Below are 21342 nucleotides of genomic sequence, written 5' to 3'. Positions count from 1 at the left end.
GCCACCGTGTTCGAGAGGGTAACCGTTCTGCATGCCTTGCAGTGGACGACGTCACAGAACAATTCGAACTGGATAGCCCGATCTTTTACTGGTGAATGACCTTGATGCTCGAGGCCAACACGACGAGGACCCATTTACCGCGATGCCATTCGTGTAACACGGTATGGACACTGAGAAACGCATTATCAACGGTGCCGAAACGGTTCTCGGAGGCAGAACTGGCTGAGCTAACGGCACGTACCGAATATGAGAGCGATACGCGCAGCGGCACGGGGGTGGGTACACGCGTGGTCGTGCCCACCCCCGGCCACCACCAGATAGCTACCTACAGGGTAGCCTACCGTGTGAGGTACCCGAACCAGTGACCGACCATTACTCTCACTCGCCTGGCTGCTCCACAGATGCGCTCGCCTGCTCCGCAATGGCCTTCTCGGACTGCTTCGTCGTGGCCTGGGTGATCTGACCACCGTCCCTACTGCGCTTGCCTGACAACCCGGGATTTTCCAACTTGGCAGCCTCCTGGATTGCCTGCTGGACAGTCGCCTCGGAAGCCTCCTTTTCCTCGGCTTTCTGAGCCTCGATCTCGGCAAAGACATCAACCTTCTCCGGCGCGGCAAACCGTGACGGATCAGCCACAGCGAAACCGCCGTTACTCGGCTCGTGTCCGTCCTTACCCGTCAAGGAGCCAAGACCCTTCAGAGCATCGTTCAACTCAGAGGGGACCACCCACACCTTGTTGGAGTCGCCACGGGCAAGGGTCGGCAACATCTGCATGTACTGGTAGGCCAACAGACCCTGGTCGGGCTGGCCAGCATGAATGGCATTAAACACCGTCGTAATGGCCTGAGCCTCGCCCTCAGCGCGTAGCATTTGGGCCTGACGATCAGCCTGGGCACGAAGCACCGCAGCTTCACGGTCGCCCTGAGCTCGCAGGATAGCCGACTCGCGGTCACCGCCAGCCGACAGGATCTGGGACTGACGCTGACCCTCTGCCAACAGAATCGCGGCTCGCTTGTCGCGCTCTGCCCGCGCGCCCTTCTCCATCGCATCCCGAATGGTCGGCGGTGGTTCAATGGCCCGCAACTCGACGCGGTTAACCTTGATACCCCACTTTCCGGTGGCCTCGTCGAGAACCGACCGAAGCTTCTGGTTGATCTCTTCACGACTGGTGAGAGCGGCCTCCATGTCCATACCACCGATGATGTTGCGCAGGGTCGTCATCGTCAGCTGCTCGATGGCGGTCTTGTAAGACTGCGCCTCATAGGCGGCACGCTCCGGATCGACGATCTGAAAGTAGATCACCGAGTCGATGTTGACCATGAGGTTGTCCTCGGTGATGACCCCCTGTGGCGGGAAAGGAACAACCTGCTCACGCATGTCGAGGTTGTACTGCACCCGGTCAATGATCGGAATGAGCAGATGAGGGCCAGGGTTAAGACGTCGGTTGAATTTTCCGAGTCGCTCAACGAGACCGATCTTTTGCTGGTGAATAATCTTGATGCTCGAAGCCAATACGACGACGACCACAGCGATAATCACCAGAGTGACGATAAACTGGGGCATGGATACTCCTGCGTTACTTGAGGTGCCGGTCAGACTCCGGCATCTCCTCCATCATCCCAGACCAGGGTTACATGTCTAAAATCAAGGACCCAGGCTTCTGAAAACTGGATATACCACAAGGGTCACACCGTCGACCTCGTAAACCTCAACCTTCTCCCCGGCAGCGATCGTCGACCCGGGCTCCAGAGCGCGTGCCGACCACTCTTCACCGTCAACCTTGGCCTGGCCGTGAGCATCGGTGATCTCACTGGTGGCAACACCCTCAGAACCGACTAGCTTGTCCAAAGATGATCGGTATCCCGGAGCCTCACGTACCCGGCGCAGCAAAGTCGGGCGCAGCACTGCAAGCAATAACGCTGCCACCGCAACAGCGACAAGGACCTGCAGCAACCACATTCCCGGAATGATCGCTGCGGTGACTGCTCCTGCGCCCGCACCAGCAGCGAGCATGAGCAGGGTGAAATCTCCGCTGAGCATCTCTGCGCATGCCAGCACGGCGGACACCACGGCCGACAACAACCAGCGATGCTCGTGGAAGGGTTCCAACACGGCGCTCTCCCGTCGTTGATAATGGTCAGTGAGCCGCGCGAGCGTTCCAACGCCCGTCGATGTGACTGACCGCCAGAGGCATACCGAAAGCACTAGAGAGGATCTCCGAGGTCAGTGTCGTCTCCACCGGTCCGGCAGCCACGATGCGACCATCCGCCATAACCAGGGCATGAGTGACTCCGGCCGGGATTTCCTCAAGATGATGGGTGACAAGGACTGATGCCGGAGCGTCAGGATCAGTAAAGATAGACGACAGCACCTCAACCAGCTGCTCGCGACCAGCTACGTCGAGACCAGCAGCGGGCTCGTCTAACAGCAACAGTTCTGGATCAGTCATGAGGGCACGGGCTATTTCGACCCTTTTACGCTCCCCCTCGCTCAGGGTGCCCCAGGTACGATCGACCATCCCGACGAGTCCCATCCGCTCCAGCAAAGCGCCGGCACGGGCTACATCCTGGTCGTCGTAAGCCTCACGCCAACGACCCACGACGGCCCAGGCCGCCGAGACCACAATATTGCCAACCTGTTCCGATTCCGGAATGCGGTGGGCTAACGCCGAAGACGCCATCCCGATGCGGGGTCGCAATTCAAACACATCGACCGCACCAAGGATCTCATCGAGAATCTCCACCAGTCCCGCAGTGGGATAAAGCTGAGCCCCCAGGACCTGCAGAAGGGTCGTCTTACCTGCCCCATTAGGCCCGACCAGCACCCAACGCTGACCATCCACGACGTCGAGGTCGACATTGTCGAGAATCCAACGATCCCCACGACGAACTCCCACGCCTGCCAGCTGCGCCACTGCACTCATGGGGAAGAACTTACCGTGTGCCAACGACATATAAGGGCTGTCGCGCAGAGAATAACTCGGCAGCGCGGGAGCCGCCTAGCCTTACCATAAGGAGTAGGCGTTTAGTCTAGGCGAGTGCTCGACATCTGCTGCCGTCTAACCTGCCTTCTCAACGACCTGTGTGCCGGCCGCACCACCGCTCCCCATGCCGAGGCGGAGCTACTGAGAATGGCAGCGGCCCACCATGTCCACGATCCCGATGAGGTGCTCGGCCTATTCGAGCATGATCCGTTGTCGTCGGTTCCCATCCGGATGGCTCTGGCCCGGATCTCCCACGACCCCCGCGACATTCCCGTGCTGTGGGGCCTGCTCCTGCCTGTCCCAGGCCAGCTTGCCGGTTTGCGCGGTCCAGCTCAGGTCAACCGAGCCGCTCTCGACGCCGGTGCAGTTGTTGTCTGCCATCAAGGCTCTACCACCATGCCCGCCGGGACCGCGTGGATCCCTCATCCGGTGGGTTCGGCAATGCAGTGGACCATCGTCCGGGGTGCCGCTCCTCTACCGCCTCCTACCCCTGCCGACGCCGATCCCCTACTGAGATCGGCCGTCTCTGCGACAGCTGCTCAGCTCACCGATCTAGGCATGGTGGCAGGGAATCGTTCGGACGTCGTGGCTCCGCACCTCACCGGTCATCGTCCAGCCGATCAGCGTCTCCTCGACTCGGCATGGACTGTAATGATGGCCTGCGATGCCGGACGGGAATCAACCATGATTACCGCCTATGGAGCACAAACGCGAGAAACGGCGCTGCGCCAATTACGCAACGCCGCCTCCCAAGCTGTGACCGCAGCCACTTCGTGGCCGCTGGTCTAACAGGTCAAGCCCCGGTCGAGCCCATTCCACCATCGACGTGGATCATTTCGCCGGTAGTAGCGGGGAACCAGTCAGACAAAAGGGCGACGATTCCCTTGGCCGCTGGCGTGGTGTCCTTGGTGTCCCAGCCAAGCGGGGCACGCTCGCTCCACAGACCGTTGAAAGCATCAGCGCCCGGAATGGCTGTTTTAGCCATGGTGTCCAGAGGGCCAGCAGACACAAGGTTGCAGCGCACGCCTTGGGGGCCCAGGTACCGGGCCAGGTAGCGGTTTGCCGATTCCAGCCCCGCCTTGGCCACGCCCATCCAGTCGTAAAAGGGCCAGGAGACCGTCGCGTCAAAGGTCAGACCGACGACCGCGGCATGCTCGGCGAGCATGTCATTGAGGGCGGTAATCAAGGAAACATACGAGTACGTGGAGGTATGGACAGCGACCGAAACGTCGTCCCATTCAGTCTCGAGAAACTTGCCACCCAGGGCCGTCTTGGGGTTAGCGAAGGCGATGGCGTGGACGACACCGTCGAGCTTCTCCACCCCGAGATCGCGCAGCTGATGGGGTAAAGCGGCAAGCTGGTCGGCGTCAGTGACATCAAGTTCGAGCACTTCTGGCACTGGATCGAGCTTGCGAACAGCTCGACGGGTGACGCCGACGGCACGCGGCAAGTTTGAGACGATGACCCGGGCGCCTTCATCTTGGGCGATCTGGGCCACCTTAAAAGCAATGGAAGTGTGCATCGTCACGCCTGTGACGAGAACGGTGCGTCCTTCAAGAAGCCCCATAGTGATGTCCTTCCGGTCAATGATGGGTAATGTGAGGGTGTCAGTGGCCCATGCCGAGTCCGCCGTCGACAGGAATCACGGCCCCAGAGACGTAACCAGCGGAATCGGAGACAAGAAACCGGACGACCGCAACAACATCGTCGACCGACCCCAACCGCTTGGCAGGAATGCGCTCGAGATATCCCTCAACGACCTTCTCCGGCAGTGCGTCGGTCATGTCAGTAGAGATGAAACCGGGTGCGACCAGGTTGCAGGTAATGCCGCGGGAGCCGAGTTCACGGGTTATAGAACGTGCCATACCGAGCATTCCAGCCTTCGACGCCGCATAGTTGACCTGCCCGGGGGAACCGAGCAGACCCACCACCGAGGAGGTCAAGACGATGCGGCCAAAACGGGCCCGGGTCATCGCCCTGGCAGCGCGGCGGATAACGCGGTACGCACCGGTGAGATTCGTATCAAGGACCTCGGTGAAATCCTCCTCCGTCATACAGGCCACCAGTCCGTCCCGAGTAATACCGGCATTAGCAACCAGCGCCTCAACCGGGCCAAGCTCCTGCTCGACCCGGTTGAACGCCGCGTCGACCGAGCCGGCGTCGGTAACGTCGCAGGCAATCGGCAGCACCCCCTCGGGTGCGGTGGCCGAGCGACTCGTTGCAGCCACTCGGTATCCCTGTGCGTGCAGATCTGCGGCAATTGCGGCACCGATACCGCGCGACCCGCCGGTGACAAGGGCGACGCGCCCTGGGGTGTCTGGACTCATAGAATGAACCTATCGCACGCCACCACCAAGAATTGGGAAGGTTCAACCTGATCGACACGACGGGCCTAGGCTGGACGGGTGAGTGACGCAGCACGGGTCCGGTGGCGTCGAGGGCACCAGGATGCCCGGCATTCGATCACGTCTGCCAAGAGATCAGCAAGCGAAGACCTGGAGATGCGTCAACGGCGCTACCTATGGTCGATGCTTGTGCGGACGGTGTGCTTTATCGGCCTCGTCATCACCCCAAGCCCGTGGCGGTGGAGTTTCCTGTTGGGGGCAGCCGTCATTCCTGCCGTCGCCGTCGTACTTGGCAATGCTGTCAACCGACGCACCACTGATACTCTGTCGTCTCAGCACGGCGAAAAACCTCATAGCGAGCTGGGCCCGGCTATGACCATTCACGGCGAAGTCGACGAGGGCTGAGCGCACAGACACAGCAGGTAACGCAGCCCGGTCATGAGGCACCACCGCGAACCGACCAACTAGGCTCGATAAGGTGAAGAAACTGTGGGTAAGATGGGTGGCGATGGTCCTCGTCGTCATTGTCCTGGGCCTGGTCATGATCCGGCTGGGGCAGTGGCAGCTGCACCGGTTATCAGGACGTCGCGAAGCCAATGACGTCATCCGCACCAACCACAGCAAACCGCCGATCGAGTGGTCGACCCTTATGGGCGACCATGAGGTGACGTCGAAGCAACAGTGGCGACCCGTCACCATCACTGGCACTTTCGATACTGCACACAAACTTCAAGTGCGTTACCGCAGTAACGGTGACGACGACGGGTCAGAAGTCGTCACCCCTATCGTCACGAAGGACGGCCGTCACGTCCTCGTGGATCGCGGCTTCCTCAAACGCTCCTCACAAGAAGGCGACACGCAGCCCCTACCTCCAGCCCCCGGCGGAACCGTGACGGTGACTGGCCTCGTCAAAGGCAACGAGAACGGAAAACCCACCGCCACCGATCCCGTCAAAGGCAAGGTTCGTCTCATTAACTCCGACGCTATTGGTAAGGCGCAAGAAATCGAGTACGTCAGCGGATACATCTCAGCAATGTCGATGACACCAGCGCAACGTGACCTGGTTCCCAAAGAGCTTCCACACCTTGATGATGGCCCCCACCTGTCCTATGCCATCCAGTGGTTTTGTTTCACGGCTATCGCGGTCATTGGGCTGTTCGTCCTCATCCGAGGAGACGTTAAAGACCGACGCAAACGCCGGGCCAAAGAGGCTCGCGCCGCCGCTCAACGACCTGCCCAGGACAAGGCGAATCAACATGACATGCCGCCGGGCCACAACGCGAGGAGACCAGGGGGCCACACGTGACGTCGACGCTGTCTTTGGCTCTGCCGTGGCTGATCTGCCCCACCTGTCAGCGGCATTGCCACGAAAACCCGTTGACCCTTGACGGGAGGTCCCTTCGCTGTCCAGAACACCACTGCCTCGATATCGCGAAGCAAGGTTACGTCACCATGACGAGCGCACCGGCTGGGGCAAATGCTGATACCGTCGAGATGATTGCAGCCCGTCAGAGAGTGTTAGACGCCGGGCTGTTCCGTGACCTCGATGCTCGGCTAGTTGAGGTTCTCACCGGTCGTCATCGCATTGTCGAGGTCGGCGCTGGGACCGGCTATCACCTAGCCCAGGTGCTCGACGCTCATCCCGACTCCCACGGTCTGGCATCTGACGTCTCGAAGCCAGCGATCCAGCGAGCGGCGAAAGCTCATCGCCGGATGGCAGCAGTGGTTGCCGATACCTGGGCTGGATTACCCATCCGCACCAACTGTATGGATGCCGTGTTGTGCGTCTTTGCGCCTCGCAACCGTGAGGAATTCGTACGCATCGTGAAGCCTGACGGGATCCTCGTCGTCGTCACTCCGCTTCCCAACCATTTGCAACAGCTGCGCGAACGCACCGGGATGCTTGGCATACAACCCCACAAGCACGACCAACTCATGGCTGCATTGGCATCACGGTTTAGCGTTGTCAATCACGAAAAGGTGCGAGCGGACGTTCCTCTCGACGCAGCGGCTGCCTCTGCCGCCGTGGCAATGGGGCCTAGCGCCCACCACGTCCGCACGACTTATGTCGATGCTATGTCCGTCACATCAGCGGTCGAAGTAACGGTTTTATCCCCCCGCTGAACACGGCTTTTACCAGAAAGACTCTGCTCAAAACTGAGGGTTATCAGCGCTGTGTCCGGTCTTGTCAAACTGACGACGCGCCTTACGCAGCTTACGCTTAGCTTTTTCTGCCTTGGCGCGACGCTTGTTGAGAGTCGCCTTGTCCTTCTTGCGGAACGAGACTCGACGCCACCCCTAGCGCCGTCATGTTACGGGATAGCAGGGCATGGTGCCGCGATATCAGGCCAGACTGATAAGTTCGGCGTAGTCAGCGCTCCACATATCCTCGGTGCCGTCCGGCAGGACGAGCACACGATCGGGGTCTAGGGCGTGGACCGCTCCCTCGTCGTGGGTGACGAGGACGATAGCTCCGCCGAAGTTTCCGATGGCGTCGAGAACCTGTGCTCGGCTGGCAGGATCGAGGTTATTTGTTGGCTCATCGAGGAGCAGCACATTGGCCGAGGAGAGGACCAGAGTAGCCAGGGCCAGACGTGTCTTTTCGCCACCCGACAGCACCCCAGCCGGTTTGTGCACATCGTCACCGGTGAACAAGAAAGACCCGAGTACCTTGCGCATCTCAGTCCCATTGAGGTCAGTCGCGGAACTAGCCATGTTCTCCAGCACAGTGCGATCCATGTCAAGCAGATCATGCTCCTGGGCAAAGTATCCGAGTTTGAGCCCGTGCCCAGCGATGACCTCTCCAGTATCCGGAGCCTCTTTACCTGCCAAGATCCGCAGCAGAGTCGTTTTGCCAGCGCCATTAAGCCCGAGGACGACAACCTGGGAGCCGCGGTCGATATTGAGGTCTACCCCGGTAAAAACCTCCAGGGACCCATAGGTCTTGGTGAGGTTCCGTGCTGTGAGCGGGGTCTTACCGCACGGGGCCGGATCGGGGAAGCGGATGGTGGCTACCTTGTCGACGACCCTCTCCCCCTCAACTCCCGCAAGTAACTTCTCGGCACGCCGGGCCATCTGCTGCGCTGCGACGGCCTTGGTCGCCTTCGCATGCAGTTTGTCGGCCTGGGCCTGAAGGGCGGCAGCTTTACGCTGGGCGTTGATTCTTTCTTTATGACGACGCTTCTCATCAGCAGCTCGCTGCTCGAGGTAAAGCTTCCAACCCATAGAGTAGATGTCGAGGGTGGCGCGGTTAGCGTCAAGGTGGAAGACCTTATTGACGGTGGCCTCCACCAGCTCGGTGTTGTGGGAGATCATGAGGACCCCACCCGAGTAGGACTGCAGAAAACCGCGTAACCAGACGATGGAGTCAGCGTCCAGGTGGTTCGTGGGCTCGTCAAGGAGCAAGGTATCTGCTCCAGAAAAGAGGATGCGCGCCAACTCGACGCGACGGCGTTGACCACCCGAAAGGTTCTTCAGCGGCTGGGACAGGACGCGGTCGTCAAGCCCCAGGTTCGACGCGATTCGAGCCGCTTCCGCGGAGGCGCCATAGCCACCGGCCGCGATGAGGCGGTCTTCAGCCTTGGCGTACTTGTCCATCGCGACAGCTCGGTCCTCCTCGGAACCGTTCGCCATCTGGTCTTCCAGGGTGCGCATCCGCTCCAGCATGTGGTCCAGGCCTCGTGCTGACAGGATTCGTGCCCTCGCGATCGTGTCCATATCGGGGTCGCGGGGGTCCTGTGGCAGGTAGTCGAGGTCGCCGGTGCGACGCACTGAACCTGCTGCGGGGAGGGTTTCACCGGCTAAGACGCGCGTGAGGGTCGTTTTCCCGGCGCCGTTACGGCCCACTAGACCGATCTTGTCCCCGGTAGCTACCTGAAAACTCACCGGGTTGAGCAGGAGCCGGGCTCCGACTCGCACCTCCACATCCTTGACCTGCAGCACCGGGCCATCTTCTCCCGTTCTGGCGGCCGGGGACAAATGGTCGCCAGTCCCGGTGCCTTTAGCGCCGCAGAATCATCGGGACGTGGTCGATCCCAGCCTCCTCAAAATGCGGGCCGGTGACAACGAACCCGAAATCGCGGTACCAGTTCTCGAGATACGACTGGGCGTGCAAGGCGACATCCCGGCCATCGACACCAGCAGTCTCCAGGGCGAAATCCATCATCCGGCGGCCGATATGCAAACCCCGATGGGCAGCATCGACGGCCAATCGTCCAATAACGACGTGGTCTGCGTCATCAAGAATACGCAACGTGCCGACTGGACGACCGCTGACCGACGCCCACACCAGGATCGTCGTAGATTCGAGTTCACGCCCGTCCAGATCTGGCTCAGTACACTGTTGCTCCCCATTGAACACGGCGCTGCGCAGCCACAGGCATTGGTAAAGGGTGGTCGTATCCATGCTCATGGCGGGTGCGCAATGAAGGTCTACAGTGCCCGGTTGAAGGTCTGCCCCGATCGTCTCGCCGCCATTTCCCCGCACCGAAGAAGACATCATGCTCCACATCTTGACAGAATGTCGTACATGAGCACACCACGCCGAGCAGCACCAGACGACGACACTGATCTGGCAGACGTCACCCGCTCCTGGCGTAGGTACCTCATCCTCGTCATCTGTGGTGTCATCGTCGCCGTCCTCGGGCTGGGCATTTTCGGGTACCTCGCGTGGTGGTCGTTGTGCGATCAGGCTGCCGGAGTCTGTCAGCGTGGTGAACCCGTCATGTACTGGTGTTCGGTGGCCGCCCTAGCCGTCCTCGGGTTCATCGTCGGAGTCTTGACGCAGATCTGGTTAGAGAAGCGCTGGTGGCACCTGCTCGCTATCGTCATCCCGGCCGTTCTCGTCAGCGCCGGTGTCTTTTTCTGGCTCGCCGTCTAGGAGGGGACATCATGGATTTCAAAAACGACGCAGGTATCGATCCTGGTTCTATCGGTTCCCCTAGCGGTGGTGGTGGGCGTATCGCCATCGGAGGTGGAGCTGGAGTCAGCGTTCTCATCGTTGCTGTGCTGCTAGGAATCAATCCGGGCGATCTGCTCGGGTCCAGCCCGGGACCACAGACGGCCCCGACCAGTTCGCGTGCGGCCTGCCGTACCGGCGCAGACGTCAAAAAAGACCCCAACTGTCGATGGGCCGCCTACGCCACCAGTATCAACCAGTATTGAGCAACTCAGATCGACGGCTACACCTCGGCTAAGACGGCTCCTTTCAGATATTCCGCCCGCACTGGCTGTGGCTATGCCGATGCCCAGACTGGGCCGTTCTACTGCCCACCAGATAAGCTGGTGTATCTGGACACCGACTTCCTTGGCACCCTGCTTAAGCAGCTTGGCACCCAGTCATCGGCCGCAGCTGAGGCCTACATCATGGCTCACGAATACGGTCACCACGCCCAGGATCTGCTGGGGACCTTGTCCAAGGCTCACGCATCAGGCGACCAGACGGAACCAAAGTCAGCGTCGGTGCGCCTCGAACTGCAAGCCGACTGCTATGCCGACGCGTACCTCAAGTGGACGTCGCAAAATAGAGACGACGTCATTGACAATGTCACATGCGACAACCTAACGAAGGTCGTTGAAGCCGCGCGAGCTGTCGGTGACGATCACATCCAGCATCAGTCCAGCGGTAGTGTGCAACCCGATAAATGGACTCATGGCTCCTCGCATATGCGCGTCCACTGGGCGCAGCGCGGTTTCGATACTGGCAATCCGGCCAAGTGCGACACCTTTTCCACGAGCAATCTGAGGTGACGAGAATCTCGCCCGCAGCCTCCTCACGGCGTTTGAACAATTTCAGCTGCGGCGTTCGCGGCCAGCGAATACACTAGGAATGTACACGGCATCTATTTCAATGCGTCACCGATGACGCTGACCGGGGGAGGTTGTTGTGAACATAGATCCATCACATCATGTTCGAACCGACGACCGTCGGTTCCATCCAAGTCAAGAACCACTACGCCATGGGCCCCATGGCCCCCATGGGCATGTCCACCGCGGAGGGCGGCTGGAGCCAACGAGGAATTGACTATTACGTCCGGCGCGCCGCCGGCGGTATTGGTCTCATCATCACCGGTGTCTGCCAGGTGACGAACCCGATCGAGCACCTGCCGAGCGGCACCTTGCCCAATCCGACGCAGTCTCCCGCCTGTTTCCTGCGCACGTCGAAGGAACTCACCGAGCGAGTGCACGCCCACGACTCCCGCATCGTCCTGCAGGTCGGTGCCGGATTCGGGCGCGTCATCATGCCGGTCGTACTGCGTCAAGGAGAACGTCCGGCAGCACCGTCAGAAATCCCGTATATGTGGGATCCCAGAATCACATGCCGCCAGATCACCACCGACGAGATCCACCAGATCGTCGCCCAGTTCCGGATCGCCGCGAAAGTCGCCTACGAAGCCGGGTTCGACGGCATCCAGGTGCATGCCTGCCACGAGGGCTATCTTCTTGACCAGTTCGCCATCGAGAGGTTCAACCATCGCACCGACGAGTACGGCGGTTCCCTGGAGAATCGGCTGAGGTTTCCCCGCGAGATTGTCGAGGCCATTCACGAGACCGTCGGGGACGATTTCCCGGTGCAGATCCGGTTCTCCCCCAAGTCCATGATGAAGGACTGGAGCGTCGGCGCGTTGCCCGGCGAGGATTTTGAGGAGGCCGGCCGTGACATGCCCGAAGGCATTGAAGCAGCCCGCCTGCTGCATTCTTACGGATACGAGACCCTCGACATTGACGTGGGCTGCTACGACGCGTGGTTCTGGAACCATCCACCGATGTATCAGGCCAAGGGGTTGTACCTGCCTTATGCCTCCGAGCTCAAGGAGGTCCTGCCCGACATTCCTCTCATTGTCGCTGGAAGGATGGACGATCCCGATCTTGCCGCCAATGCCGTCTCCGATGGGATCGTCGATATGGTCTCTCTGGCGCGTCCGACGCTGGCGGACCCGGACATCGTCATCAAGTTACAGACTGGCCATCCTGAGCGCGTGCGTCCCTGCATCTCGTGTCAGGAGGGGTGCCTAGGCCGCATCGGAAAATACACGGCCCTCAACTGCTCGGTAAACCCCGAGGCTGGGCGCGAGTCCGACATCCACCTGCATCCTGTGCTACCCCACCACGCCAAGCGAGTGCTCGCCATCGGAGCCGGACTAGCCGGCATGGAGGCGGCACGGGTGCTCGCCGAACGTGGTCACGACGCCGTCATCGTCGAGGCCAGCGACCACGTTGGCGGAGTCGTCCTTGCTGGCGGTCAGCCTTCGTTCAAAGAGGATGACCTGGCCCTACTCAAGTGGTACCGCACCACCTTGGAACAGCTGGGGGTGGAGGTTCGGCTCAACACCCCAGCGACGGCTGATCTTATTGCCTCTTTTGGGGCCGATCACATCATCCTGGCCACTGGATCGGCGCCGCGCCGACTCGACCTGGGCGATGATGCCAAGATTATTGACGCCACCGATGCCCTACTCAACCGCGACGCGCTAGGCAAGAGGATCGTCATCATCGGCGGTGGCTTGACGGGCTGCGAACTGGCTCTCGCAATGAGAGAGGCTGACGCCGAGGTGACAATCATCGAGGCCGAGCCCGACATTCTCACCCGTAATGCCCCATTGTGCACTGCCAACGAGGACATGCTGCGTCGCTTGGTGCCATTCCGCGGCGTCACGGTGAAGGCAGATGCCAAGGCTCTATACACCACGCCGAAGGGGCTGAAGATCGAAGTCAACGGTCACGAGCAAGAAATACCAGCCGACTCGGTAGTCACCGCCATCGGATACCTACCTGAGCAGGATCTTCGCGGTGCCGTCGAAGCGGCCGGGCTGCCATTCAACATTATCGGTGACGCTCGCAAGCCAGCCAACATCATGTACGCGATCTGGGACGCCTACGAGGCCGCCTCGGCCATTTGACGGCTGGTGAAGTCCGGCCATCCCATTCACGCGGCTACACCGAGGAAGTTACTGCCTCTGGGATGTCGACTCTACAAATCGACACCCCAATCCTCACGCGGGGACGCAAGGTTAAAAGTGAGAGAAAGAAGACAAAACAGGAAAAGATGGGGACAATCGAGGACACCCCTACTAATATGTCAAATGCTTGCAACGGTGAGCAGTGTCAAGTGGTGGTAGGAATCACAGCGAGGTGATGATGACCGGCATGGAAGAGACGGATGGGCTATCTCAAGATAACCCCATGGATGAATTCACGAAAGCGCGCCTTTTCTCCCGCCAGGGCGGAGGTGAAAAACGCATCAAGGACCAGCACAAGAAAGGAAAGTTGACCGCCCGGGAACGCATAGCCACCCTCCTTGACGAGGGGAGTTTCCAGGAACTCGGCAGCCTGGCCACGCACCAGGTGACTGATTTTGGTATGGCCGAGAAGCGATTCCCCGGTGATGGCGTCGTGACTGGCATCGGGAGGATCGACGGACGCCGTGTCGCGGTGTATGCCCAGGACTTCACGGTACTCGGCGGTTCGTTCAGTCAAGTGCAAGCCCAGAAGATCAATCGGGTCCAGGATCTCGCCCTGGAAAGCGGCATTCCCGTCATCGGCCTCAATGACTCCGGGGGTGCCCGCGTGCAGGAGGGGGTGCGAAGCCTAGCTGCCTATGGCGAGGTGTTTGCCCGGAACGTCAAAGCATCAGGTGTCATCCCCCAAATTAGCGTCATTATGGGCCCGTGCGCCGGTGGAGCGGTGTATTCTCCCGCACTTACCGATTTCACCATCATGGTGGATGGCACTTCGGCCATGCTCCTCACCGGCCCTGGGGTAGTGGCCTCGGTCACCGGTGAGAAGGTCAGCTCGCAAGAACTCGGCGGATCAGATGTGCACAACACCCGCAGTGGCAACGCGCATTTCCGCACTCGGTCCGATACCGAGGCTCTAGCCTTAGTGCAGCGAATTTTAGGGTACCTGCCTTCGAACACCCAGGAAGACGCACCTGTACTCCCCAGCGACGACCCCATCGATCGCAGTGACGACGAGCTTAACGTCGCGGTGCCTTCCGATGGGCAGTCGGCGTACTCGATGCGGAAGGTGTTGGAAACGATCTTTGATCGCGACAGCCTTCTTGAAGTTCACCGGGAGTTTGCGCCAAATGCTATTGTCGCCTTTGCCCGCCTGGGAGGCCGGTCCGTGGGTATCGTTGCTAACGAACCGAGCTTTATGTTCGGAGTGCTAGACATAAACTCTTCGGACAAAATTAGTCGTTTCGTCCGACTCTGCGACACCTTCTCCCTACCGGTGGTAACCTTCGTTGATTGTCCGGGATATTTGCCGGGAGTGGATCAGGAATACAATGGTGTCATTCGACACGGGGCAAAGATAATCTACGCCTACTGCGAATGTAGCGCACCGAAGATCTCCGTCGTGACCCGCAAGGCCATTGGCGGGTCCTACGTGGCCTTGGGGTCACGCCAAATGGGCGCCGACGTCACCCTAGCCTGGCCAACGGCGCAAATCGCTGTCATGGGGCCCGAGGGCGCCGCACCCCTGGTCAATGGTCGCCAAATTCGTGAGGCGGCCGACCAAGATGCGGAACGTCAGCGGTTCATCGAGGAATACCGGAAACGGTTCTTCAACCCGTACCGTGCAGCCGACATCGGCCAGATCGATGAGGTCATCGAGCCTCGCGAGACACGATTTCAACTGGCACAGGCCCTCGATCTGCTACGGACAAAGGTCGTCAGCGTTGTTCCCAAGAAACACGGTTTGTTTCCAGTGTGAGGAGACCAATCATGGCGAATTTCGCATGGAGCTTGGAGATGACCCTCCTTGGCATGGGCACCGTCTTCATCATGCTCATTCTGCTCATGTTTCTTCTCGTTGGTATTGGTCGATTGGATGCCCGTGCCATCGAACGCCAGCAACGAGCCGAGATAGGGGCGGAGTCTGAGCCTGAACTTCCTCCAATCTCATCGCAATCCGATATCACCAAGGACGAACTAGCCGCCATCGCCGTAGCCATTGTTGCCTACCAGAAAGCGCAGTCAGAGAAATCCTTGTCAGCCCCACGAGCCCAAGAATCACAAGTCCCCTCCTGGGAAAGCCAATGGGTCACTGTGGGGCGGTACTCACAAATGCGATGCACCAGGAGATGACCATGGACCACTACATCGTCACAGTGCACGACACGACATATGACATTAGCGTGGATAGCGTCGGAGAGTCGCGCTTCTCGGTCACCGTTAACGGAGAACGGATCGACGTCAAGCTCCAGCAAAAAGAAGCGACAACCGCCATTGTCTCCAGGCCAGAGAACTCCCACGACAAGGCCCAACCGAATGGCACAAATTCCTCGACTGACAATTCACCGGCGCCTTCGACATCGGAGCCGTCGACACCAGCCCCATCGAACCAAAGCGCCCACCAGATGACGGCCCCCATGCCTGGGGTGATCGCCGAGGTCCGCACCAGCGGTGGAGCCACCGTCGATCAGGGAGACACCCTCCTGGTCCTCGAAGCCATGAAGATGAAGAACGACCTCCACGCCGACCACTCGGCTGTCGTCGAGGCAGTCCTCGTCGACAAGGGCGACCAGGTGAAATACGGCCAACCCTTGATTCAGTTCAGGGAGGCGTAAATCATGGGTCCAGAAGTATGGGACAACCTATTACGAGGTGTCCTCAATCTGCAGTGGCAGAGTCTGGTAATGCTTCTTGCCGGACTCCTTTTGATCTGGCTCGCCATCGTTAAGGAGTATGAACCGCTACTCCTACTTCCGATTGGCGCTGGTTGCATCCTGGCAAACATGCCCGTCTCAGCCATGCTGGGCGATCACGGCATGCTAACTACCTTCTATAACATCGGTGTAGCTAACGAACTGTTCCCGCTCCTGATTTTCATAGGGATCGGTGCTATGACAGATTTCGGGCCTCTCCTCGAAAATCCCAAGATGGTGCTACTCGGTGCTGCGGGGCAGTTCGGGATTTTCCTGACCCTCATCCTCGCCATCGTCCTGGGTTTCACTCGCCCTGAAGCTGCTTCGATCGGAATCATCGGGGCAATCGATGGCCCCACGTCTATCTACGTCTCGGCGAAATTGGCGCCAAATCTCTTAGGTCCTATCACGGTCGCAGCATATTCCTACATGTCTCTCGTTCCGATCATCATGCCTCCGGTGATGAAACTCCTTACTACAAAAGGGGAACGAACCATCCGTATGCCGTACTCCCAGCGTGAGATCAGCAAACGCACCCGCATTATCTTCCCTATAGTCACAACTATCGTGGTGGGAATTCTGGTGCCTTTTGCGCTACCCCTCATTGGCTCACTTATGCTGGGGAACCTTATGCGCGAATCGACCGTCGTGGAACGACTCACTGGGGCGTCTCAGAACGAGCTCAACAACGTCGTCACCTTGTTCCTTGGACTTGCTATTGGATCGACCATGGTCGGCGAACAATTCCTTAAGGTGCAGACCCTCATGGTTCTGGTCCTGGGTCTGGTGGCATTCGTCCTAGACACCGCCGCCGGCGTATGTTTCGGGAAACTGCTCAACGTCTTCTCGCGCGGAAAATTCAACCCGTTGATCGGGGCCGCTGGTATTAGTGCCTTCCCGATGGCTGCACGAGTGGTCCAGCAACAGGCTACTAAAGAGGACGACGGAAACTTCGTCCTCATGCACGCCATGGGGGCCAATGCCGCCGGGCAGGTTGCCTCTGCCATGGCCGGAGGCGTGGTCCTCGCCCTCATGGGCACCTTCTGAGTCCGATATTCACGTCGACATCGGATTTCTGTCGATATTCCCCCGAGAATCTGGTTCGCACGCCGTGGTGCGAATCAGAACCACCGCTTTTTGGAGGCAGTCATGACCGCTCCAGCAATAGCATCACTCATCATCGTCGCGGCAATAGTCATCCTGTCTTGTTTCCGTGATATCAACGTAGGCATCCTCGGTGTCGCAGCTGCTCTGGCCCTGGGGGTCGGCATGCTGCACGTACCCCTCGGATGTCCAGGCAAACTGGCCAGTCAGCATGTTCATGACTCTCATGGGTGTGACCTTCATGTTCTCCTGTGCCCAGGTCAACGGCACCATGGAGAAGATCACATCTCACGCTGTACGACTGGCCAAGGGCAACACCGCGCTCATTCCCCTCATCATCTATTTCCTCATCGCCGCTATCACCACTGCCGGCCCTGGAAACATCCCGACCGTCGTCCTCATGGCCCCAGTGTGCATGGCCTTGGCGGATCGTATTGGACTTAGCGCCTTCGCCATGACCCTTCTAGTCGTCGGCGCCGCTGACGGTGCCGCATTCTCTCCCATCGCTCCCACCGGAATCATCACGAACAACATCGTCGAGAAGATGTCCGGTGAGTTGGGCATCACCATGACGACGAGTTTTGCGTGGACCATTTATGCATGGTCGTTCATCGCACAAACCCTCATCAACTTTGGCGGATTCTTCATCTTTGGCGGTTGGAAATGGATGCGAGCTCAAAAGTCTGGGAAAGTGTCCATCGACGACCTAGCCCCCAAACCGGATCCCATGAACCCGAGGCAGTGGGTCACGGTCGCCGCTATAGTCGTCCTCATCGTCATGGTGCTCTTCTTCGGGTGGGACGTCGGAATGACGGCATTCTTCCTCGGTGCTATCTTCATCGTCTTCACGATCGCCGACGACGAGCAGGCCGTCAAAAACATGCCATGGGGGTCATCATCATGGTGGGCGGAATGTCGATGATCATCAGCGTCATGGAAGCCGCAGGTGGCCTGGGCATCATAACCAAGTCCATCGGCACGATCTCCAACCCGATCACAGTCAATGGTTTCCTGGCCCTGTTCAGTGGAATCATTTCGGCGTACTCGAGTTCCTCGGGTGTCGTCCTGCCAATGTTCCTACCCATGGTTCCCGGCGTCATCGCGAAGATGGGCGGGGGCGACCCGGCATCCCTGATCACATCCATTTGCGTGGGATCCCACCTGGTCGACACCTCACCCCTGTCCCTCTTCGGTGCTCTATGCCTTGCGACAGCTGCAAGCACAGTGGATAAGGGCAAGCTTTTCCGCAACCTTCTCATCTGGGGTCTGTCGATGTCAGTGGTTGGCGGCGTGGTCTGTTTGCTCTTGTTCGGTGTTCTCGGACTTCCGTGAGTCCGTTGATCCACATGACGTACCTGCCACCACGGCCTCACACCGTAGTGGCAGGTCTGTGTTTCACACGTTAAAACCAATCGCCTGAAGCTGCGCCCGACCATCATCGGTGATGCGCTCCAAACCCCACGGCGGCAACCACACCCAGTTGATCGTCACGGACTTCACGACCCCCTCCAACACGGTCTGGGTGTCGTATTCCAATCGATCGGTTAGCGGGCAGGTGGGGCTCGTCAGCGTCATATCAATGGTGACATTGCCCTCGTCGTCGATATTGACCCCGTAGACGAGGCCGAGGTCGACAACGTTAACCATGAGTTCGGGGTCGATGACGTCCTTCATGGCCTCGATGACGTCGTCGACGGTTGGCATAGCCGTCAGCGTCACCTCTTGGGGGGGCAGTGCGTTCTCCTCACTCATCGACTCTCCTCCTTCGTCTCGTTGTTGTCAGCGCCCAAATCGGAGCCAGCTTTCTCCGGGGAGTCCTCGGTCGCCTTAAGAAGACTGTCCTCCAGAGCCGACCAGCCAAGCATGGCGCACTTGACCCGGGCCATGAGTTTGGCGACTCCCTCGAAGGCGATGGCGTCCTCGTAGGTGTCCTCGTCGAGTTCGACGGTGCCGCGCGAGCGCATCATCTCCTGGAAGCCTCGATAGAGTTTTTGAGCCTCGCCGATGGTCTTACCGATGACAAGATCCGTCATAACCGAGGTCGAGGCCTGCGAGATCGAGCAGCCGACAGCGTCGTAGGACACGTCCGTGATGACATCTCCATCTAGATGCACACGCAGCAGTAACTCGTCTCCGCACGACGGATTGACCTGGGTGACCTCGGCGTCGTAATTCTCACGTAGTCCACTGTGATGCTTCTCCCGGTAATGGTCCAGGATGATCTGCTGGTACATTTCTTCGACGTTCATGCCGCACCCCCAGCGAAGAAGTCCCGAGTGTACTCGACGGATTCGACAAGGCGGTCCACCTCGTCAACGGTGGAGTACAGGTATGACGACGCACGAAGGGAGGACTGTATTCCCAGTCTCTCGTGCAGCGGCCTGGCGCAATGGTGTCCACCTCGCACCGCGACACCGCGGCCATCCATGATGCTCATAGCGTCGTGCGGATGCACTCCCTCGATGGTGAAGGACACCGTTCCGGTACGGGCGGTGGCATCGATTGGTCCGAGGATGCGCACTCCCCTGACGGTCTGGAGCTCCTCGAGCATCCGAGCAGCCAGCTCATGCTCGTGTTCAGCGATGGCCTCCATCCCGATGTCGTCGAGATAGTCGGCTGCCACCCCGAGGGCGGCCAACTGTGCGATCGGCGGCGTGCCAGCCTCGAAACGGTGCGGAGGCCCGGCGTAGGTCAACCTCTCCATGCGTACGACCTCGATCATCTCGCCACCGCCGAGAAAAGGCGGCAACTCAGCGAGGAGGTCGTAGCGGCCCCAAAGGATGCCGATGCCGGTCGGCCCGCACATCTTGTGGCCGGTGAAGGCCACCATGTCAGCGCCCAGGGTCGTCACGTTGACGGGCATCTGGGGCACGGCCTGAGATGCGTCGACGACCATGGCGGCACCAACAGAGTGGGCCTGGTCGGCGATCCTCGCAATAGGGTTGATCGTCCCTAGCACGTTGGAGGCCAAGGTTAACGAGACGACCTTGGTACGCTCGTTGATAAGCCCCTCTGCTTCGGCCTTCTCGAGGTCGAGCTGACCGTCCTCAGTAATGTCGAACCACCTCAGGGTGGCACCAGTGCGCTGACAAACGATCTGCCACGGGACCAGGTTCGAATGGTGCTCCATCACTGAGATGACGACTTCATCGCCAGGTCCGAGACGCTCGCCCAGGGTGTACGCACACAGGTTGAGGGCCTCCGAAGCGTTCGACAGAGCCACCACTTCCTCAGGACATGCCGCCCCGATAAACCGCGCGATGCGTTCCCGCCCACCTTCATAGGCCTGGGTGGACTTCAATCCGAGCTGGTGCATAGCCCGCGCAACATTGGCGTTATGACGCGCGTAGTGCTCACTTAGGGCGTCAATGACCACCTGGGGCTTTTGGGAGGTGTTTGCCGAGTCGAGGTACGTCAACGGGTACTCCCCCACTCTGGTCGACAGGATGGGGAAATCTTTTCTGATCTTCTCGACGTCGTAACTCATAATCAGGCGTTGGCCTTAGCAGCAGACAGGTATTTCTCGTAACCCTCGGCCTCGAGCTCCTCGCCCAGCTCCGGACCGCCAGTAGCGGCAACGCGGCCGTCCACGTAGACGTGAACCTGAGTGGGCGTCACGTAACGCAGGATGCGGGTGTAGTGGGTAATAAGCATCAGACCGTGCTCCGGGTCGGTCATATAGCGGTTAACCGTGTTGGCGACGACCTTGAGGGCGTCAATGTCCAGGCCGGAGTCGGTCTCGTCAAGGATGGCGAACTTCGGGTGCAGCAGTTCCAACTGAGCCATCTCGGAACGCTTCTTCTCGCCACCGGAGAATCCCTCATTAACGGAGCGCTCGGCGAAGTCGAGATCGAGTTCCTGACGGGTCAGCGCCTCGTTGACCTCCTTGACCCAGGTGCGCAGCTTCGGGGCCTGGCCTTCAATAGCAGTGCGGGCAGTGCGCAGGAAGTTAGCGACCGAAACACCAGGCACCTCAACGGGGTACTGCATCGACAAGAACAGCTCGGCGCGAGCGCGCTCATCGACGGTCATAGCCAGCAGGTCCTCACCGTCGAGGGTGACGGAACCACCGGTAACGGTATACTTAGGATGGCCCGCCAAGGTGTAGGCCAAGGTCGATTTACCCGAACCGTTCGGGCCCATGATGGCATGGACCTCTCCGGAATTGATGATCAGGTCGACTCCCTTGAGGATCTGCTTGGGGCCAGCCTCGGTCTCAACGTCGACGTGAAGGTCATTGATCTGCAGGGTTGCCATCGTAG

Annotated in this window: 26 protein-coding genes and 1 pseudogene; 14 read left to right on the top strand and 13 right to left on the bottom strand. The window is 59.6% G+C overall.

The features are described 5' to 3' along the window. Positions 1–378 precede the first annotated feature (378 nt). From F1563_RS12095 to F1563_RS12085, 3 genes are all read right to left on the bottom strand, one after another. A complete protein-coding gene (locus F1563_RS12095) occupies positions 379–1563 on the bottom strand; it encodes an SPFH domain-containing protein (RefSeq protein WP_002527026.1) in 1185 nt (394 codons plus the stop codon). Between the two features lie 81 nt (positions 1564–1644). Next, a complete protein-coding gene (locus F1563_RS12090) occupies positions 1645–2112 on the bottom strand; it encodes an NfeD family protein (RefSeq protein WP_002527027.1) in 468 nt (155 codons plus the stop codon). 25 nt (positions 2113–2137) lie between these two features. Next, the gene (locus F1563_RS12085; protein WP_172623710.1) at positions 2138–2923 is read right to left on the bottom strand and encodes an ABC transporter ATP-binding protein; all 786 of its coding nucleotides are present in this window, start codon (positions 2921–2923) and stop codon (positions 2138–2140) included. Positions 2924–3037: 114 nt separating this feature from the next. Between F1563_RS12085 and F1563_RS12080 the strand changes: the two genes are divergently transcribed. Further along, positions 3038–3772, top strand: a complete 735-nt coding sequence (locus F1563_RS12080; RefSeq protein WP_002527029.1) for an Rv1486c family protein — start codon at positions 3038–3040, stop codon at positions 3770–3772. Positions 3773–3776: 4 nt separating this feature from the next. Here F1563_RS12080 and fabI read toward each other — a convergent pair whose 3' ends face one another. Further along, complete coding sequence (fabI, locus tag F1563_RS12075) at positions 3777–4550, bottom strand: enoyl-ACP reductase FabI (protein ID WP_002527030.1); 774 nt, start codon at positions 4548–4550, stop codon at positions 3777–3779. Between the two features lie 40 nt (positions 4551–4590). Then, the gene (fabG, locus tag F1563_RS12070; protein WP_002527031.1) at positions 4591–5310 is read right to left on the bottom strand and encodes a 3-oxoacyl-ACP reductase FabG; all 720 of its coding nucleotides are present in this window, start codon (positions 5308–5310) and stop codon (positions 4591–4593) included. Between the two features lie 174 nt (positions 5311–5484). Here fabG and F1563_RS12065 point away from each other — a divergent pair, with 174 nt between their 5' ends. The 3 genes from F1563_RS12065 (at position 5485) to F1563_RS12055 (ending at position 7452) form a co-directional block, all read left to right on the top strand. Continuing rightward, positions 5485–5733, top strand: a complete 249-nt coding sequence (locus F1563_RS12065; protein WP_007433542.1) for a DUF3099 domain-containing protein — start codon at positions 5485–5487, stop codon at positions 5731–5733. Between the two features lie 73 nt (positions 5734–5806). Continuing rightward, the gene (locus F1563_RS12060; RefSeq protein ID WP_172623709.1) at positions 5807–6634 is read left to right on the top strand and encodes an SURF1 family cytochrome oxidase biogenesis protein; all 828 of its coding nucleotides are present in this window, start codon (positions 5807–5809) and stop codon (positions 6632–6634) included. Beyond that, the gene (locus F1563_RS12055; protein ID WP_007433543.1) at positions 6631–7452 is read left to right on the top strand and encodes a methyltransferase domain-containing protein; all 822 of its coding nucleotides are present in this window, start codon (positions 6631–6633) and stop codon (positions 7450–7452) included. Before F1563_RS12060 ends, F1563_RS12055 begins: the two co-directional genes overlap by 4 nt. Before the next feature lie 27 nt (positions 7453–7479). Here the strand turns inward: F1563_RS12055 and F1563_RS15000 are convergent. The 3 genes and pseudogenes from F1563_RS15000 to F1563_RS12045 form a co-directional block, all read right to left on the bottom strand. Then, positions 7480–7611: pseudogene (locus F1563_RS15000) on the bottom strand (helix-turn-helix domain-containing protein); the annotation flags it as partial. A 60-nt stretch (positions 7612–7671) separates the two neighbouring features. Next, positions 7672–9270, bottom strand: a complete 1599-nt coding sequence (locus tag F1563_RS12050; protein ID WP_002527035.1) for an ABC-F family ATP-binding cassette domain-containing protein — start codon at positions 9268–9270, stop codon at positions 7672–7674. A 58-nt stretch (positions 9271–9328) separates the two neighbouring features. Then, positions 9329–9829 carry a GNAT family N-acetyltransferase gene (locus F1563_RS12045; protein ID WP_007433544.1) on the bottom strand — a complete coding sequence of 167 codons (501 nt, stop codon included), beginning with the start codon at positions 9827–9829 and terminating at the stop codon, positions 9329–9331. An 18-nt stretch (positions 9830–9847) separates the two neighbouring features. Here F1563_RS12045 and F1563_RS12040 point away from each other — a divergent pair, with 18 nt between their 5' ends. The 8 genes from F1563_RS12040 to F1563_RS12005 all read left to right on the top strand — a co-directional run bounded on the left by F1563_RS12040 (position 9848) and on the right by F1563_RS12005 (position 17023). Next, a complete protein-coding gene (locus tag F1563_RS12040; RefSeq protein WP_002527037.1) occupies positions 9848–10207 on the top strand; it encodes a hypothetical protein in 360 nt (119 codons plus the stop codon). Between the two features lie 11 nt (positions 10208–10218). Then, positions 10219–10491: a neutral zinc metallopeptidase gene (locus tag F1563_RS14455; protein WP_002527038.1), complete on the top strand. Its 273-nt coding sequence runs from the start codon at positions 10219–10221 to the stop codon at positions 10489–10491. A gap of 9 nt (positions 10492–10500) precedes the next feature. Beyond that, positions 10501–11076 carry a neutral zinc metallopeptidase gene (locus F1563_RS12030; protein ID WP_107528660.1) on the top strand — a complete coding sequence of 192 codons (576 nt, stop codon included), beginning with the start codon at positions 10501–10503 and terminating at the stop codon, positions 11074–11076. 158 nt (positions 11077–11234) lie between these two features. Continuing rightward, positions 11235–13226 carry an oxidoreductase gene (locus F1563_RS12025; RefSeq protein ID WP_002527040.1) on the top strand — a complete coding sequence of 664 codons (1992 nt, stop codon included), beginning with the start codon at positions 11235–11237 and terminating at the stop codon, positions 13224–13226. A gap of 235 nt (positions 13227–13461) precedes the next feature. Further along, on the top strand, positions 13462–15042 hold the full coding sequence (locus tag F1563_RS12020; RefSeq protein WP_002527042.1) for an acyl-CoA carboxylase subunit beta: 1581 nt from the start codon (positions 13462–13464) through the stop codon (positions 15040–15042). Positions 15043–15053: 11 nt separating this feature from the next. After that, entirely contained in the window at positions 15054–15416 is a 363-nt protein-coding gene (locus tag F1563_RS12015; RefSeq protein ID WP_002527043.1) for an OadG family transporter subunit, read from the top strand. Between the two features lie 2 nt (positions 15417–15418). Then, a complete protein-coding gene (locus F1563_RS12010) occupies positions 15419–15898 on the top strand; it encodes a biotin/lipoyl-containing protein (RefSeq protein WP_227432015.1) in 480 nt (159 codons plus the stop codon). Positions 15899–15901: 3 nt separating this feature from the next. After that, the gene (locus F1563_RS12005) at positions 15902–17023 is read left to right on the top strand and encodes a sodium ion-translocating decarboxylase subunit beta (RefSeq protein ID WP_002527045.1); all 1122 of its coding nucleotides are present in this window, start codon (positions 15902–15904) and stop codon (positions 17021–17023) included. 123 nt (positions 17024–17146) lie between these two features. On the opposite strand, the gene F1563_RS13875 is transcribed toward F1563_RS12005, so the two are convergent. Continuing rightward, positions 17147–17308, bottom strand: a complete 162-nt coding sequence (locus tag F1563_RS13875) for a hypothetical protein (protein WP_202877274.1) — start codon at positions 17306–17308, stop codon at positions 17147–17149. Between the two features lie 4 nt (positions 17309–17312). Here F1563_RS13875 and F1563_RS13870 point away from each other — a divergent pair, with 4 nt between their 5' ends. Together F1563_RS13870 and F1563_RS13865 are read left to right on the top strand one after the other, a co-directional pair. Then, positions 17313–18002, top strand: coding sequence for an SLC13 family permease (locus F1563_RS13870; protein WP_230845692.1), 690 nt, complete (start codon positions 17313–17315; stop codon positions 18000–18002). Then, positions 17966–18412: a hypothetical protein gene (locus F1563_RS13865; protein WP_002546431.1), complete on the top strand. Its 447-nt coding sequence runs from the start codon at positions 17966–17968 to the stop codon at positions 18410–18412. Before F1563_RS13870 ends, F1563_RS13865 begins: the two co-directional genes overlap by 37 nt. Before the next feature lie 63 nt (positions 18413–18475). Here F1563_RS13865 and F1563_RS11995 read toward each other — a convergent pair whose 3' ends face one another. From F1563_RS11995 to sufC, 4 genes are read right to left on the bottom strand one after another with little or no spacing between them, the layout of a single operon-like run. Then, positions 18476–18832: a metal-sulfur cluster assembly factor gene (locus F1563_RS11995; protein WP_002527049.1), complete on the bottom strand. Its 357-nt coding sequence runs from the start codon at positions 18830–18832 to the stop codon at positions 18476–18478. Then, positions 18829–19329: a Fe-S cluster assembly sulfur transfer protein SufU gene (gene sufU, locus F1563_RS11990; protein WP_002527050.1), complete on the bottom strand. Its 501-nt coding sequence runs from the start codon at positions 19327–19329 to the stop codon at positions 18829–18831. Before sufU ends, F1563_RS11995 begins: the two co-directional genes overlap by 4 nt. Further along, on the bottom strand, positions 19326–20567 hold the full coding sequence (locus F1563_RS11985; protein ID WP_002527051.1) for a cysteine desulfurase: 1242 nt from the start codon (positions 20565–20567) through the stop codon (positions 19326–19328). Before F1563_RS11985 ends, sufU begins: the two co-directional genes overlap by 4 nt. Before the next feature lie 2 nt (positions 20568–20569). Then, a complete protein-coding gene (gene sufC, locus F1563_RS11980; RefSeq protein WP_002527052.1) occupies positions 20570–21337 on the bottom strand; it encodes a Fe-S cluster assembly ATPase SufC in 768 nt (255 codons plus the stop codon). Positions 21338–21342: the final 5 nt, after the last annotated feature.

It is taken from the genome of Cutibacterium modestum, from assembly GCF_008326345.1.
GTDB lineage: Bacteria > Actinomycetota > Actinomycetes > Propionibacteriales > Propionibacteriaceae > Cutibacterium > Cutibacterium modestum.
The sequence above is the reverse complement of the archived record's forward strand: the minus strand, read 5'-3'. Positions and strand labels throughout refer to the sequence as shown.